This is a genomic window from Vibrio sp. 10N.222.49.C12, from assembly GCF_041475025.1.
In the GTDB taxonomy this organism is placed as follows: domain Bacteria; phylum Pseudomonadota; class Gammaproteobacteria; order Enterobacterales; family Vibrionaceae; genus Vibrio; species Vibrio crassostreae_C.
On record NZ_JBFRVF010000049.1, the window covers coordinates 22,594 to 38,636 of the forward strand.

General features: G+C 43.5%; 17 protein-coding genes. 9 read left to right on the forward strand and 8 right to left on the reverse strand.

The window, feature by feature from the left end; translation table 11 throughout:
• Window positions 1-122: 122 nt before the first annotated feature.
• A complete protein-coding gene (locus AB4583_RS15370) occupies window positions 123-755 on the reverse strand; it encodes a response regulator (RefSeq protein WP_017062609.1) in 633 nt (210 codons plus the stop codon).
• A complete protein-coding gene (narQ, locus tag AB4583_RS15375; protein ID WP_372118135.1) occupies window positions 742-2,472 on the reverse strand; it encodes a nitrate/nitrite two-component system sensor histidine kinase NarQ in 1,731 nt (576 codons plus the stop codon). The genes AB4583_RS15370 and narQ overlap by 14 nt, the downstream gene beginning before the upstream one ends.
• Before the next feature lie 253 nt (window positions 2,473-2,725).
• Between narQ and napF the strand changes: the two genes are divergently transcribed.
• The 6 genes from napF (at window position 2,726) to AB4583_RS15405 (ending at window position 7,342) form a co-directional block, all read left to right on the forward strand.
• Window positions 2,726-3,205, forward strand: a complete 480-nt coding sequence (gene napF, locus AB4583_RS15380; protein WP_017069141.1) for a ferredoxin-type protein NapF — start codon at window positions 2,726-2,728, stop codon at window positions 3,203-3,205.
• Between the two features lie 23 nt (window positions 3,206-3,228).
• The gene (locus tag AB4583_RS15385; protein ID WP_017062612.1) at window positions 3,229-3,534 is read left to right on the forward strand and encodes a chaperone NapD; all 306 of its coding nucleotides are present in this window, start codon (window positions 3,229-3,231) and stop codon (window positions 3,532-3,534) included.
• Window positions 3,531-6,020, forward strand: coding sequence for a periplasmic nitrate reductase subunit alpha (gene napA, locus AB4583_RS15390; RefSeq protein ID WP_104216304.1), 2,490 nt, complete (start codon window positions 3,531-3,533; stop codon window positions 6,018-6,020). Before AB4583_RS15385 ends, napA begins: the two co-directional genes overlap by 4 nt.
• Window positions 6,021-6,129: 109 nt before the next feature.
• The gene (locus tag AB4583_RS15395) at window positions 6,130-6,585 is read left to right on the forward strand and encodes a nitrate reductase cytochrome c-type subunit (protein ID WP_017069143.1); all 456 of its coding nucleotides are present in this window, start codon (window positions 6,130-6,132) and stop codon (window positions 6,583-6,585) included.
• A gap of 29 nt (window positions 6,586-6,614) precedes the next feature.
• Complete coding sequence (locus AB4583_RS15400) at window positions 6,615-7,193, forward strand: NapC/NirT family cytochrome c (RefSeq protein ID WP_017069144.1); 579 nt, start codon at window positions 6,615-6,617, stop codon at window positions 7,191-7,193.
• An 11-nt stretch (window positions 7,194-7,204) separates the two neighbouring features.
• Window positions 7,205-7,342, forward strand: coding sequence for a TIGR02808 family protein (locus AB4583_RS15405; RefSeq protein WP_017069145.1), 138 nt, complete (start codon window positions 7,205-7,207; stop codon window positions 7,340-7,342).
• 127 nt (window positions 7,343-7,469) lie between these two features.
• On the opposite strand, the gene phaC is transcribed toward AB4583_RS15405, so the two are convergent.
• The 5 genes from phaC to AB4583_RS15430 form a co-directional block, all read right to left on the reverse strand.
• Window positions 7,470-9,296, reverse strand: a complete 1,827-nt coding sequence (gene phaC, locus AB4583_RS15410; protein ID WP_372118141.1) for a class I poly(R)-hydroxyalkanoic acid synthase — start codon at window positions 9,294-9,296, stop codon at window positions 7,470-7,472.
• A 75-nt stretch (window positions 9,297-9,371) separates the two neighbouring features.
• Window positions 9,372-9,719, reverse strand: a complete 348-nt coding sequence (locus AB4583_RS15415; protein ID WP_017062616.1) for a phasin family protein — start codon at window positions 9,717-9,719, stop codon at window positions 9,372-9,374.
• 130 nt (window positions 9,720-9,849) lie between these two features.
• On the reverse strand, window positions 9,850-11,061 hold the full coding sequence (locus AB4583_RS15420) for an acetyl-CoA C-acetyltransferase (RefSeq protein ID WP_029235610.1): 1,212 nt from the start codon (window positions 11,059-11,061) through the stop codon (window positions 9,850-9,852).
• A gap of 26 nt (window positions 11,062-11,087) precedes the next feature.
• Window positions 11,088-11,828: an SDR family oxidoreductase gene (locus AB4583_RS15425; RefSeq protein ID WP_017062618.1), complete on the reverse strand. Its 741-nt coding sequence runs from the start codon at window positions 11,826-11,828 to the stop codon at window positions 11,088-11,090.
• Window positions 11,829-12,357: 529 nt separating this feature from the next.
• Window positions 12,358-13,041, reverse strand: a complete 684-nt coding sequence (locus AB4583_RS15430) for an SH3 domain-containing protein (RefSeq protein WP_372118144.1) — start codon at window positions 13,039-13,041, stop codon at window positions 12,358-12,360.
• Window positions 13,042-13,137: 96 nt separating this feature from the next.
• Here AB4583_RS15430 and AB4583_RS15435 point away from each other — a divergent pair, with 96 nt between their 5' ends.
• Together AB4583_RS15435 and AB4583_RS15440 are read left to right on the forward strand one after the other, a co-directional pair.
• On the forward strand, window positions 13,138-13,713 hold the full coding sequence (locus AB4583_RS15435; protein ID WP_372118146.1) for a hypothetical protein: 576 nt from the start codon (window positions 13,138-13,140) through the stop codon (window positions 13,711-13,713).
• A 269-nt stretch (window positions 13,714-13,982) separates the two neighbouring features.
• A complete protein-coding gene (locus AB4583_RS15440) occupies window positions 13,983-14,225 on the forward strand; it encodes a hypothetical protein (RefSeq protein WP_017062621.1) in 243 nt (80 codons plus the stop codon).
• A gap of 169 nt (window positions 14,226-14,394) precedes the next feature.
• Here AB4583_RS15440 and AB4583_RS15445 read toward each other — a convergent pair whose 3' ends face one another.
• Window positions 14,395-14,853, reverse strand: coding sequence for an Lrp/AsnC family transcriptional regulator (locus AB4583_RS15445; RefSeq protein WP_017062622.1), 459 nt, complete (start codon window positions 14,851-14,853; stop codon window positions 14,395-14,397).
• A gap of 149 nt (window positions 14,854-15,002) precedes the next feature.
• Between AB4583_RS15445 and AB4583_RS15450 the strand changes: the two genes are divergently transcribed.
• Window positions 15,003-15,932 (forward strand): DMT family transporter, encoded by a 930-nt coding sequence (locus AB4583_RS15450; RefSeq protein ID WP_372118172.1) that lies wholly within the window; start codon window positions 15,003-15,005, stop codon window positions 15,930-15,932.
• Window positions 15,933-16,043: the final 111 nt, after the last annotated feature.

The window sequence follows — 16,043 nt, forward strand, 5'->3', positions numbered from 1 at the left end:
GAACTTAATAAGTTCAGCGCCTTTTTTAATGTCACTTTCTCAACATCGTTAAAACTATCGAGACATGTACAAAATGTATAAACAGTCAGGCTTGAAATAGTGTTATCTCAAAGGAACAAGCCCTACTTCATTTCACCATAGCGTTCTAGATACAGAACCGTTGCAGCGGTACGGGAAGGCACTTGCAGCTTTTTCAACAAGCTTTTCATATGTACCTTAACTGTCGATTCAGAAATAAACAGGTGATCGGCGATCTGCTTATTACGGTAACCTTTCGCGACTTCTTGAAGGATCTGCATTTCACGTTCAGTCAGTTGTTCGAAGATATCATTGCGGCTTCCAGCATCATTTAGGTAACGAGCAACCACACTGCTGTAAGCCTTGTCACCGCTGTGTGCTTGCTTAAGCAGTTCAATTAACTCATCGGGTTCAGTGTCTTTCAACAAGTAGCCATCAGCGCCTGCTTTTACAATCGCTTCAATGTCTGCAGGGCTATCAGAAACCGTTAGAATAACAATGTTTGCGCTAGAACCGTCAGTGCGAAGTGCTTTCAAGGTATCTAAACCAGACATGCCCTTCATATTGAGATCCAAAAGGATCAAATCAGGTTCTTCTTCATGAGCAAGAGCAACCGCTTCAGTGCCGTTACTTGCTTCTGCAATCACTTCGAATTCGTCTTCAAAGCTCAGTAATTGGCTTATACCTCTGCGCATCAATGGATGATCATCAACCAGCATTACTTTACAAATCGTCAACTTTAACTTCCTTCAAACTTTTATATTTCAATATGACTGTACAGCCTTCACCTTGCGCCGCTTCAATCGTCAAGTCGCCATTCAGTCTTGCCGCACGCTCCTGCATAATGCTCATCCCGTAGTGGTTCACCTTGGAACTACTTGAGTCAAAGCCATCTCCATTATCTTTTATCACGACTAATACTTCACCGTCCTCATCGATACAGCATACATCTATCAAGTCGGCATTGGCGTGTTTTATTGCATTTATTGTTGCTTCACGAATCAATTGAAGCAAGTGAACCTGACTATGCGCATCAAGCTCGATCGATGAGAGATTATTAGTGAGGTTAATCTTCGCATCGGTTCTCTCGCTGAGCGCCTCAAGCATGGTACTTAAGGCGTCTCCAAAGTTGCCCTCTTTAATGGTCAACCTAAATGTGGTGAGTAGCTCTCTTAACTGGGTATAAGCGTCGGCTAAGCCGTTTCCGATCTCAGACGCGATTTGTTCAGATTGCTCTCGGTGCTGTTGCTCTGGCAGTTTGCCAATCACACGCTTTAATAGTGTAACTTGAATTTTCAAGTACGACAGTGATTGAGCCAATGAATCGTGGAGTTCACGTGCAATCGTGGCACGCTCTTCCATGATAATAAGCTGTTCAGCTTTCTTTTGAGCACGATTGTAGTAGATCGCTCTCGATAGCAGTTGAATGAAGCTTTCGATCAGAGCTTTAGTTGAGTGCCCGTGGTGATATGAACAGTATAAATAGCCGAGAATAAGTTCGTTATCGTCGAGTTTCATCTCAAACTTTTCGTAGTCTAAATTCGAATCGTAACCTTCATCCATAATCAATGAACGGCCTGAGTTATCGACAATCTCGAGCCTCAGTGATCCAATCCCTTCCAAGCTCACGAGATGCTGCAAGATAGCTCGGAAGTTTTCAGGAGCAATACGCGTCACCGTGAGCTCTTGTGACGAGTTATAAAGTGCCTGCAGCGACTGGTTCGCATTTTGCAGCTCAATCGTCTTTGCATCCACCACATCTTCAAGGTTTCGATAAAGCACGCCTAAATCTTTGGCCATCGAGTTGAAGGTTTTGGTCAAAATGCCCATTTCGTTGTTACTGGTCACCTTGAGTTCTACCTCGAAGTCGCTGTTTTTGATTCTTTGGCTCGCACCGACAAGAGCATGTAGCGGTTTAACAACCTGTTTACGTACAAAATGAACAACAAAAAGAGATATGACGAGAATTCCGCCCAAACCGATACCACCAGCCCACGCCAGTTTAATCAATTTGTCTTCTGAGAATTCTTGCAGTTTAAAAACAAATCCATCGATTTCAGCCACGAAGTTTTCAACCAACACCAGGTAGTGATCGCGCTCTTCGCTATTCAAGACCTGTTTTAGCTCATGCCAACGGCCGATAATTAAATAGTAATCTTCTGTGATGTCTGTCGGAACATTCCAACTGACCAAATTAGTCATGGATGGCGAGTAAAGAGAACTTTCGAATTCACGAATATGAGATTCATAATCGACAGATTCTATTTGAATATCATGGGCTAAACGGTAGCTTTGCATTCGCATTGAACCGGCCACGTTAACCGCTTCCGCATCATTCAAACTTGAAGCCAAAGTAAAGATGGCAAAGCCAGTCGTAGCAACCGACAACAGCAGTATAGAGAGCAAAGATTTTGCTATCGTACTTGTTACAGATGAAACCGGTTTTATAAGCAAAAGTGCCTTCCTATTGATAAATGACTTGCCAGCGATATCGTATTGTCACACATCAAAAATCATAGCTCCATTCAATATGTGATCACTCGCTCCGTAATTTATTGATCTAAGACAATATATGCCCCCAATTAGCCCTTAGGGGGTATTTATACAATTGTTTCTAAAACTACACTACTTGTGAGGACTCATTACAAGATATTAATAGAATAATGACCTACAATTACAACATCTTAGTAACATCTATAGGTATCTAGTGGTAGATCTATCAAAACGCCGTCTTTTTTCAAGACGAAAAGTTGACTCAAGCCAGATTCGTTTGCCTTGGATTGACAGCCTAGAAAGCTTTACAGATGACTGTACTCGCTGCGGTAAATGCATCGAGAGTTGTGAGACTAAGATAATCATTGTAGGCGATGGTGGTTTTCCCACTGTAGATTTCTCTATTGATGAGTGTACGTTCTGCTATCAATGTGCAGATGTTTGTCCCGAACCCATTTTTAAGCCAAAGCAAGGAGAGCCTTGGCAAGCAAAAGCACAAATCTCTGATAAGTGTTTAGCGCAACAAAATGTTGAATGCCGAAGCTGTGGTGACATATGTGAACCTATGGCCATTCAATTTGAACTTAGAGCAGGCAGTGTTGCTCTACCAAAAATCGAGTTAGATGAGTGTAGCGGTTGTGGGGCCTGCGTAGCAATTTGCCCTACTTCGGCTATTCTTGTGAGTAATGCATAAAACAAAAATAACGAGAGCAATTTATGGCACTAAATGAAGTGCATATATCAAGTTTAGTCGTGCATGTGAGCCCTGAGCATCTAAATGAGATCAAAGCGGAGATCGATCAATTCGATAACGCTGAAATCTACGGAGATAGCCCTGAAGGCAAAATCATCGTGGTCCTAGAAACTGAAAACCAAGGTTTTGTAACGGACACCATCGAAGCAATAAACAACATTAAGAACGTTTTGGGGACAGCTTTGGTTTATCACCAAATCGAAACTGGACTCGACGAAACGGATTTAGAAACTGGAAGCAACAATTCTCAACTTGAGGGTGAAGTATGAAAATGACAAGACGTGCGTTTGTGAAAGCAAACGCAGCTGCATCAGCGGCAGCCGTTGCAGGTGTAACACTACCGGCAACAGCAACCAACCTGATCGCTAGCTCTGATCAAACAAAAATCACGTGGGATAAAGCGCCTTGTCGTTTTTGTGGTACGGGCTGTTCGGTACTAGTAGGTACTCAAAACGGCAAAGTGGTTGCGACTCAAGGCGACCCAGAAGCACCAGTAAACAAAGGCCTTAACTGTATCAAAGGCTACTTCCTTTCAAAAATCATGTACGGCAAAGACCGTCTAGAACAGCCTCTTCTTCGTATGAAAGATGGCGAGTTCCATAAAGATGGTGATTTCGCACCAGTATCTTGGGACAAAGCGTTCGACGTGATGGCTGAGAAATGGAAAGCATCTCTTAAGAAGAACGGTCCAACAGGTGTTGGTATGTTCGGTTCAGGCCAATGGACAGTAATGGAAGGCTACGCAGCCGTTAAGATGATGAAAGCGGGTTTCCGTTCAAACAACATAGATCCAAACGCTCGTCACTGTATGGCTTCTGCTGTAGTAGGCTTCATGCGCACTTTCGGTATTGATGAGCCAATGGGTTGTTACGATGACTTTGAACACGCAGACGCATTCGTACTGTGGGGTTCAAACATGGCAGAAATGCACCCAGTACTATGGACTCGTATTACAGACCGTCGTCTAAGCCACCCACACGTTAAAGTAAACGTACTGTCTACTTACTACCACCGTTCTTTCGAGCTTGCAGACACGGGTTACATCTTCGAACCTCAATCAGATCTAGCAATTGCTAACTTCATTGCTAACTACATCATTCAAAACGATGCCGTTAACTGGGACTTCGTGAACAAGCACACGAACTTCAAGCAAGCAACGACAGACATCGGTTACGGTCTGCGTGACGATGATCCACTACAGAAAGCAGCCGCAAACCCTAACTCAGGCGAAATGACTGCTATCTCTTTCGAAGACTACAAAGCGTCTGTTGCTGAATACACAGTTGAGAAAGCGTCTGAAATGTCAGGTGTATCTCAAGAAGACCTTATCAAGCTGGCTAAGCAATATGCCGATCCAAACATCAAAGTAATGTCACTTTGGACTATGGGTATGAACCAACATACTCGTGGCGTATGGATGAACAGCCTTGTATACAACATCCACCTTCTTACAGGTAAGATTTCTACTCCAGGTAACAGCCCATTCTCACTAACTGGCCAACCGTCAGCGTGTGGTACAGCGCGTGAAGTTGGTACATTCGCTCACCGTTTACCTGCCGATATGGTGGTTGCTAACCCTAAACACCGTAAAATTGCAGAAGATATCTGGAAACTTCCAGAAGGCACCATTCCACCGGTACCCGGCGCTCACGCTGTTCTTCAAGACCGTATGTTGAAAGACGGTAAAATCAACGCTTACTGGGTAATGTGTAACAACAACATGCAAGCGGGTCCAAACATCAACACTGAACGTCTGCCAGGTTACCGTAACCCAGATAACTTCATTGTATGTTCTGACCCGTACCCAACGGCAACAGCTCAAGCGGCTGACCTCATCCTTCCAACAGCAATGTGGATTGAGAAAGAAGGCGCTTACGGTAACGCAGAGCGTCGTACACAAGCATGGTACCAACAAGTGAAAACTGTAGGTGAAGCTAAGTCTGACCTATGGCAAATCATGGAATTCTCTAAGCGCTTCACTATTGAAGAAGTTTGGGGTGAAGAACTGGTTGCGAAAATGCCTGAGTACCGTGGCAAAACCATGTACGACGTGCTTTACAAAAACGGCAACGTTGATGCATTCCCACTGTCTGAAGCTCAAGAGCTTAACGACGATGCACAAGCTCAAGGTTTCTACGTTCAAAAAGGTCTATTCGAAGAATACGCAGCCTTTGGTCGCGGCCACGGTCACGATTTAGCACCATACGATCGCTACCACCAAGTTCGTGGTCTACGTTGGCCTGTTGTTGACGGTAAAGAGACACTATGGCGCTATAAAGAAGGTTCAGATCCATATGCTAAGAAAGGTTCTGATTGGGACTTCTACGGCAAACCAGATGGTAAAGCACTGATCATCAATGCACCATACGAAGCGCCACCTGAAGTACCAAACGATGAATACGATATGTGGCTATGTACCGGTCGTGTTCTTGAGCACTGGCACACAGGTACTATGACTCGTCGTGTACCAGAACTTTACAAAGCAGTACCGGATGCACTTTGCTACATGCACCCTGCTGACGCTAAAGCTCGTGGCCTACGTCGTGGTGATGAAGTTCTTATCGAAAACAAACGTGGTGAAGTTCGTGTGCGTGTTGAAACTCGCGGCCGTAACCGTCCACCACAGGGCTTGGTATTCGTACCATTCTTTGATGCAAGAATTCTGATCAACAAGTTGATCTTGGATGCAACGGATCCTCTGTCTAAACAGACAGACTACAAGAAGTGTCCAGTTAAGATCACTAAAGTTGCTTAAGCCCTAGGCTTAGAGAAACGATCTTAAGTATTTAATATTGCGACTACTTTTTCATCCTTTTGAAGAAGTAGTCCTCTCAAAGAATTAGCCTTTAGGCGGAGAAATTAACATGAAAAAACTGATTACTGCCCTACTATCAGCCGGTCTTTTGCTAGCTGGCGTAGCTCAAGCTGAGCTGGATAACCCTGGCGGCATTGGTGGCGTAGAATCTCTACGTGGTGCAAGTGAACTTGAAGCAACACGAGCAGCTGACGACTTCAAAGAGTACCCTCGCGACCAAGTACTTGAGAGTGACTACGTATACCAGCCACCATTGGTACCTCACAATATCCGTAGCTACGAAGTCTCTCTGAACGCAAACAAATGTCTGTCTTGCCACAGCTGGAAAAATGCGAAAGAGATGGGTGCGACAAAAATTAGTGTTACTCACTACATGAACCGTGAAGATGCAGTACTTGCTGACGTTTCACCTCGTCGTTACTTCTGTCTGCAGTGTCACGTTCCTCAAGCTAATGCGAAACCATTAGTAGAGAACGAGTTCAAACCTGTTGACTCACTACGCTAATCTTAGCCGTATTGTAGAGAGGCTATTATATGAAATTATTAAAAGCGTTTTGGAAAAGACTTGCGACACCAAGCAAAGCAGCCGTAGGCGTTGTTTTGTTCTTGGGTTTCTCGGGTGGTCTTTTGTTCTGGGGGGCATTCAACACGGGTATGGAGGCAACCAACACGGAAGAATTCTGTTCTGGCTGTCACGCACCTATCGTTGCTGAAATCCAAGAGACAATTCACTACTCTAACCGTTCTGGTGTTCGTGCAATCTGTTCAGACTGTCACGTACCGCATGAGTGGACTGATAAAATCGTTCGTAAAGTTCAAGCATCAAAAGAGCTATACGCTCACTTTATTGCTAAGACAATTGATACGCCTGAGAAATTCAAAGAGCGTCGTCATCACTTAGCTGAGCGCGAATGGGCTCGTTTGAAGAAGAACGATTCACTTGAGTGTCGTAACTGTCACCAGTTCGATTACATGGACTTCTCAGAGCAAAGCCCTCGTAGTGCAAAACAACACTCGACTGCGCTGGCTTCTGGTGAAAAAACGTGTGTAGACTGTCACAAAGGTATTGCACACAAACTACCAGACATGCACGGCGTTGAAGGCTGGCAATAAGGAGCGATTGAATGAGTACTTTAGAAAGCATAATTTGGCACATCCTAGGTTACAGCGCTATGCCAGTTATCATTCTTGGTGGCTTTGCAGGTGTTGCAGCCGTATCTCTTTGGATTTTATCTATGGGTAAAGACAAAGAAATCGATTAACAATCGAGATTCCATCAACTTCTACCAGATAATTCTGATATGAGTTGATACGAAAAAGCCACTGATTTCAGTGGCTTTTTTATTATCTGACGTTGTGTATCTTTATAATTGAATGTGACTTAACGCCCTAAGCTTCGTTTTCTGGCGCTTCTTTCTCTTCGGTCTCTTTATCAACCTGCTCTTGATCGACAATCGGCAGCACCTGTTTTACATAGTTGCCTGGCGCTTTGCCAATCACAGGATTAAGCTCTGAGCCTTGATTGAAAGGTTCGATTTTTTCGTCAGTTTCAAAACCTTGTAGCCACTGATTCCAGTGTGTCCACCAAGACCCCTCATTATGAGTCGCATTAGTTAGCCACTCATCCGCCGAGTCGTCTAGGTTGTCATTCAGCCAGAACCCGTACTTCTTCTTATCTGGATGGTTAACAATACCCGCGATATGACCAGATTCACCAAGCACGAACGTCTTGTTGCCACCGGTATTCAAGGCACCACGGTAAGTCCCCTGCCAAAGCGCGATATGATCTTCTTTCGCTGAAATGAAGTAGCTTGGTATTTTTATCTTATTGAGATCAATCCAGACACCGCCTACTTTCACGCCTTTGTCTTGAACAAGTTTATTCTCAAGGTAAAGCTCACGCAGCAAGAAATTATGGCATTTAGCTGCAACGTTAGTGCTGTCACTGTTCCAGTACAACAGATCAAACTCCATTGGGCTGCTGCCTTTTAGGTAGTTATCAATGTAGTAGTTCCAGTACAGGCTGTTTTCACGAAGCAAACTGAATGTCACGCTTAATGAACGACCATCCATGAATCCTTTAGCATCGTTCTGTTTCTCAATGGCGTTAATGATCGTTTCATTGATATATGCGCCAACCTCTCCCGGCTGAGAGAAGTCTAATAGAGTCGTAAAAAAGGTCGCAGTTTTAATGCGTTTCTTCATTCTTTTAGCAGCATAGTAAGCGACCGTTGAAGCGAGAACAGTACCACCAATGCAGTAACCTGCAGCATTGATTTGCTCTTTACCCGTGATATCTTCAATTGCCGTCACGGCTTTCGCTACGCCTTCCGTGACATAGTCACCGAACTCTAAGTCTTTTTGCGCTTCACCTGGGTTGCGCCAAGACATCATGAATACGCTGTGCCCTTGCTCAAGCAACCAACGAACCATTGAGTTCTTTTCACGAAGGTCGAGAATGTAGTACTTATTGATGAATGGAGGAACGATCAACAAAGGCGTGGCGTTCACCTGAGGTGTTTTTGGGTAGTATTGAATAAGCTCGAACAGATCATTTTGAAAAACGACATCACCTTCCGTGTTCGCAACATCAACACCTAATCGGAAGGCATTATTGTTGGTCATACGGATCTTGAGGATATCCGCGCTCGCTTCAACGTCAGCTTGTAGCTGCTCTAGGCCATCTAGCAAGTTCTCACCATTGCGCTCAAGCGTTAGCTTCATCAACTCTGGGTTAGTCGCAATGAAGTTACTAGGAGAAAGAGCATTGATAGCCTGACGTGAAAAGAACGCCACACGTTCCTTGGTTTTCTCGTCTATGCCTTCGATTGAATTAATGGTGTCTATATAGCTTTTGCTGAATAACAAATAAGACTGCTTGATAAAGCTGTAAAACGGGTCATTTTTCCACGCTTCATCAATAAAGCGTTTATCACTGCGCTCTTCAGTAATGACGCTTTCGGTATTACCCATCAGTGCGGCATTTTGCCAAATCTTAAGTTGCTGCTCCCACCATTGAGATTGTAACTGAAGCAGAACGGCGGGTTGGTTGGCGGCTTGCTCGAAGATTTTTGATGCATCATCAAAGTTCAATTCTTGCATCGCTTGGTTTAGGGGAGATTGCGCGGCTTCCTTGTTTTGTTCAAAGCTTTCCCACCATTGCTGGTTCGTTTGTTGAAGTTTAACAAGGTAGTCCGAAAAGAAGTGTTGAAACATAACATGACTCCAATAATCGGAAAATCGCCACCGAGCCTCACAGTAAATACTGCGCTAACTCGATGGCGATTAAATTTATGCAGGTGTAACTGTTTTCAAGTTTTCAGTTGTTAGTGTTTCAACATCTTCTTTGAACTCTTTTGCAGCAGCTTGCATTTTTGAGCTATCACTCATCATCTGTTGAGACAGTTGAGTTAGCGCTGCTAGTTGCTGGCTGTTGAACGCCGTTAGGCTAGTCACGTCTTTGATTTCAGTCACTGCTTTCATTTGCGCAAGACCCATGTTCGTGTAAGTCTGCATTGCATTCATTTGCAGTTCTGTCATCGTTTGGACGTTCTTTGCAACCAACTTGTTGAACTTTAAGTACGGTTCAAATTGCTTTTCAGTTTGGTCAGTAATTGTTTTGAAAATATCCGTGTACATAAGTAACTCCTGATGAATACATAGTTTAATAAATTTGTGTCACTATCGTTTCAGCCAACGCTCATCGATTAACTCGCGATGCTTTGAAAAGCTGATCCGATATTTAAGGTTGCTACCGATATATCAGGCTCTAACCTTCAATACCTTTTAGCAAAACAGCGGTTCCCATTCCTCCACCCACACAGAGTGAAGCAACGCCATAAGTCGTTTTCTGTTCAAGCATTTCATGGATGAGTGAAACAATAATTCGATTGCCTGAAGCACCTAAAGGATGGCCAAGCGCGATTGCACCACCATTCACATTGACCTTTGGCTTGAACTCATCAAGCGGTAAGTCATGCTGCTCTGACAATTGGTACATTACGCCAAGAGCTTGTGCTGCAAACGCTTCATTCAATTCAAACAAATCTACTTCTTCTAGAGTGAGATTCGCCTTATCAAGCGTTTTAGAAACGGCTTCTACTGGGCCTAAACCCATGATTTTTGGGTCCAAACCTGACTGTGCGTAGCTGGTCAGTTCCACTAAAGGTGTTAGACCATATTTCGCTACCGCCGACTCAGACGCTAAGATAATTGCACTCGCTCCATCATTGATGCCCGAAGCGTTACCTGCCGTAACAGACCCTTCACGGTCAAAAGCTGGACGAAGCTTTTGCAGACCTTCGAATGTCGCGTCTGACTTCGGATACTCATCGGTATCAAAAGTGACGGTTTGTCTGCGCTGCTTAACTTCTACAGGCACGATTTGCTCGTTAAACTTACCCGCTTCAATCGCAGCAACTGCTTTCTGTTGGCTTTCTAAAGCATAGTTATCTTGAGCTAGGCGCGAAATATTCAACGTGTGCGCGATATTTTCAGCGGTCATGCCCATGTGGTAGTGATTAAACGCATCGGTTAAGCCATCACCAACCAGTAAGTCTTTCATTGAGATGTCACCCATTTTGTGACCATTGCGAACGCTCGCTGGTACCACAAAAGGAATTTGTGACATCACTTCAACGCCAGCAGCAATAACCACTTCAGCATCTTGTGCTTTGATGTGCGCCGCTGCGTCCATCACTGATTTCATTCCGCTGCCGCAAATCATGTTCACGCCGTATGCTGGTGTTTCCTCAGGAAGCCCTGCATAGATGGAAGCCTGACGAGCAACCCCCATGCCTTGACCTGCCGAAATCACGTTGCCGACGATTACTTCATCAATCGCATCTAACGAAAGATCGACAGACTCAAGTGCACCTTTGATCGCAACGCCAGCCAGTTCACCCGCAGATACGTTTTTTAGCGACCCGGTAAATGCACCAATAGGAGTGCGCTTAGCCGCAACAATAAATACTTTTTCCATCATTCCAACCCCTTCAGTTTCGCCAATTACTGCATGTACAAGCCGCCATTCACAGACAATGTTTCGCCTGTAATGTACGCGCCAGATTCACTCGCTAAAAAGCCCACTGCGTCTGCAATTTCAACAGGTGTTGCTAAGCGTTTCATCGGAATTTGGTTCTTGATTGAATCCAGTACTTCAGGCTTCATTTGCTCAACCATAGGAGTTGCTGTGTAGCCAGGGGCAATCACGTTCACGGTTACGCCGCTACGAGCGCCTTCTGCAGCCAAAGCTTTAGAAAAACCAATCATTCCAGCTTTCGCTGCTGAGTAGTTAGTCTGTCCAAATTGACCTTTAAGACCATTGACGGAAGAGATGTTGATGACACGGCAGTTACCCTTTTCACACATAGGAGCGAACAAAGGTTGAGTCACGTTGAACAAACTGTTTAAGTTCGTTTCAATCACATCTTTCCACGCTTCGGCATCCATCTTTTTAAAGACGCTATCACGTGTAATACCTGCGTTATTGACCAGCACATCCACCGTGCCTTCTTCTTCTAACAACTTGCTTAAGCTCAGTGCACATTCCGCAGTATTGGTAACATCTAATTCAAACAATCTCACTTGATCTTCGGTGAATTGTTTTTCGTTAAACCAATCCAAGGCACATTGGTAATTTCCAGTAAAATAAGTCGCGATAACACGATAGCCGTCTGCAACTAATTTAGAGGAAATTGCTGAGCCGATACCGCCTTTTGACCCTGTAATTAAAGCAAGCTTTTTCATTAATGGTTCCATCCCTTACAAGCAATTAAATAACAATGATGTTAATAAGATAATGTCTTAGTTGATAATTAAACTTTACGTTTTGCTTTAATTAAACCCTACAACTCAAAATCAAAAATTATTATTACAAATATAAAATATTTTCGTATTATGATTAAAAACTAGACTTGCATCCCAAAACCAATGAAATGTTACGATTATGTAAATCAACGCAAGACTCTGATATTAATAAGGTTTGTTTAATTTTACTTTTATCACCAAGCAGATAAGCCTTTGTAAATACGAGATAAATCTATATCTCTCAGCTTGTTTCAAGAATAATGCAATGTGGGAATTTGAAATGATTGATCACGAGAATAATGACAAAACTCTTATTAGCCATTAATAAATGGTTCCTAATTATTCTATATAACCTTCGATATAATTAACGTTCTAAATGGGAAAGATGAACATTATGGATAGACAAAAAAGCCCACTCAACCTATGAGTGGGCTTTAGTAAATAGCATTATTAAATAGAGCGTGGGATCTTACTTCGTAAATATTTCATTTGTATTTACATCAAGATAAATTTTGTTTTCAAGGGACAACCCACCACAATAAATAAAATAGACATCTCGATTGCTGTACTTAACAGATTTCACCCATCCGCCTAATTCTTCAAAATCACTTGGGGCACACTCCCCCTCAGAGATCAGTTTAGCCACCGAATTACGGAATTTTTCTTGATGGATCTTGAGATCATCAGACTTAACCAAATAGGAATCCAATATCTCTTTGCTTTCTTTTTCCGAAATAATGACTTCATCATTCGATAAGCCTGACATAGAGACCCATTCCGCCGTCTGTGGGCCGCCATCTTTAAGGACAATATAGTTTGAGATACGAGCCCATTCTCCCTGTTTCTCGAGTACCTCCACCTTTTCCCCTTTGTAGAGGTAATCCGTTATCAAGCCATCAATTTCAGGTTGCTCGAACACTTCAAGCTTTCTCTCCAAAACGTAAAATTCCGTCTGCTCGGGTTCAGGCTGAAGATCCATGATGGGTACAAGGTCAGATTCAGATTGCTCGGTAGCTTCTAACGCCGGCTCTTCCGTTTTCTCTTGTGGGATTGGGTCTTTATTCATGACCAAGAAGTAGTATGCCGCTCCTCCCCCTCCGCCCAATATCAACAACACAAGTAAAGCGATCAGCGCTTTTTTCATCAAATCCACCAGCTCTTCCGTTATAGGTATGTCTCAAGTGTACATCAACTCATGCTGCTGCTCATCTATACTCTCAATAGAGCGCACGGTAAGTAGAGGAAAGTCATGAGTTTTTGGGGGAAAGTTATCATTGTAAGCGCAACTTTTAGTGCCAATGTCGCTCTAGCGAATCATTGTGACCGTGAAAACTGGCAAACACTGTTGGATCGTCAGCTCTCTTTTGAAGGTCGCTATAATCAGTACACCAAAGAGTTCAACCAAGTTCTTTCAACCTATGAGTCACAGACATTGTTATCTAAACACTTTAATGAAAAGCAGATCATTGAGCTTTGGGCAAAGTATGAAGAAAGGTTTAATGTGCAGCTCAATAGTCATATGAATACCGCGTATGACGTCTCCGAGGTTTTGCTACAACAGGCGTATGTTGTGTCTAGTGAACTTGAAGGCGCTGACTCTCTAGCGTATTCATGGCAAGCCGTCGCCAAACACTGCACCAAAGCAAGACTCCCGCGCCATGCAGAAAGCGCAAAGGTGCACGTCCAAAGCTCACAATCACTCTCCCGAGATCTCCATACACTCAGTGAAAAATTCCGTCAGCTGTCTTCAAAATACCGCAGAGAAGCGACGATGATTGATGAAGCGCGCCACATAAACCAACCAGCAAACGATGCATCAAACTGAAATCACCATTAGATTCTCTCACTCGTTCGACTGGACTTTTCCGATAAATATGCTCAATCCCATTCATAATATTCTAAGAACTCGTTAATCAAAGCTTTATCAATAGGTTGTAAAAGTAATGTGCTATCTATCAACAATGAAGTTCAATTTCCGACCAATGCAAGCGAGTATGTGAGATATTCATCACAAAATAGATTTACAAACGCCAGAAAATTGTTATCATGAATCTTCATATAACTTAATAACAAGAAACATTTTGGCTAGGTAATATGCAAAAGACTATGGCTTTCAACTGCTTGAGTAACACGGAATGGACTGCAGAGATAAGAGGTAAACTTTTATCTGTAGCTAAACACATGGAAGAGTTCGGTTCAGTAAGTGAGCTAGAGCTATGTAAGATATTTGGAGAGACAATTTGGAATGACGGCGTGGATTATCATTCACATGCTTTTTCATTCAGAATTAATGCACAAACTGGGGATTGTTCAATCTCTAACTTTAAGTATCACTAAGTTTTGCACCTATCATATACGGAGTACCTTTCACGAGGTGCTCCGTTTTTTATTGCCTGAAGCCTGACACTTAATGGATGATTTTTGATATTGACCGCGCTTCTACTTCCGGAGTAAACCATTTCGTTTTCAGCTCATTCTGCCTTCGTGTTACTGCTCAGAGTTTGGCTTAATCGGTATAAATTGGCAGTGGTGCATTGCCTTTTACTTGTCTTATCGCAAGGTGGGTATGAATATCTTTCACGTTAGAGAGCCTTTGAAGTTTTCTTGTAAATGCCTCGTAGGCCATCAAGTTCGGGCTAACCACTTCTAGCAAATAGTCATAAGCCCCAGATACAACGTGGCAACTGATCACCTCTTCCATCTCTACAACAGCCGCCTCAAACTTATCTATCGACACTTCTTGGTGGTTGTTTAGGCTCACCTCAACAAACACACTCATTGCGATGCCGACTTGTTCTCGTGACAAGCTCACACGATAACCGTCAATAATGCCCTTTTCTTCTAGCCTTTTGACTCGTCTTGCACAAGGCGAAGGTGATAAACCCACTTCATCAGCAAGTTCAGCCGTGGTTAACCTGCCATCTTTTTGTAGCAGTTCGAGAAGATGCCTATCAATTCTATCCATAGTAAATGCCAAACATTAGTTAAATCCGTTAATTATTTGGTGAATATTAGCAGAAATCATCAACGATAGTTCAAGTTTAGCCAAAACTTGCCAACCTGTGGCACACCAACTGTTCCATAATGAGTCATCACCCACTCTCCTTCTATATTATGAATCTTGGCTACTTATCTATTACTGTCACCCTACTCATTTGGGCGAGCTTTTTTCTTTCTCTTAAAGGCGGCGCAAATTCAGATTTAACACCTGCCGATATCGCTCTCACAAGATTTCTCATACCGGCTTTGGTGTTATTGCCTTTGATGTGGAAAGCACGCAGCGCAATTGCCGTCGTCCCTAAACGGTATCTAACGGGTATGTTCGTAGGTAGCGGATTACCTTATCTGCTTGTTGCCGGAACGGCCATGCAGTTTGTTCCGGTATCTCATGGCAGTGCTCTTGTTCCGGGCACGCTTCCTCTGTTCGTTACAGGAATTGCGGTACTCTTTTTTAAGCAGCCACTCAGCCGACATCGTGTTGTTGGTTTAGGTTTGGTTTTGTTCGGCATACTGTTGTTTTTAGGGAGTAGCTTAAGCAGCTTCAACTTCGAATACACCAAAGGTCATTTGTTGTTTTTATGCGGAAGCTTAATGTGGGCGATGTTCACCATCTCAGCCCGTGTCGCTAATCTTAATGCGTTAGTCAGTGCCGGTTTTATTTCTCTCTGTTCTACTTTGCTTTTACTCGTCCTAATCCTGACTGGAACCCTCCCAAGCCACCTAATGGACACACCAATCGCTAATTGGCCCTTCACGGAGCTTGCCGTTCATTCAACAGTGCAAGGCGTTGGGGCGGGTTTAATCGCTGCGTTCACTTACCTTTATGCGGTTAATACCTTAGGGGCTGAACGCTCTGCCGCTTTTGGCAGTGCAACACCCGCAGTGGCGACCTTGTTGGCGCTCCCACTATTCAACGAGATTCCTGATGCGATGACTTGGCTCGCCCTTGGTTCTATTTTCATCGGCAGTTTGGTCGCGAGCAACATATTCATGAGAAACGACCAGTCGATGCAGTACCAACCGCCAAGCCATAGCAAAGCCTGATACTGCGTTCAAACCTAAATACAGTTTCCCTAAGCATCGATTTTAGGGCTTGTAGTACACAGATAAACCTGCCAACGCAGGCTTATCTAAAATCTGCTTTTTCTAAACTCG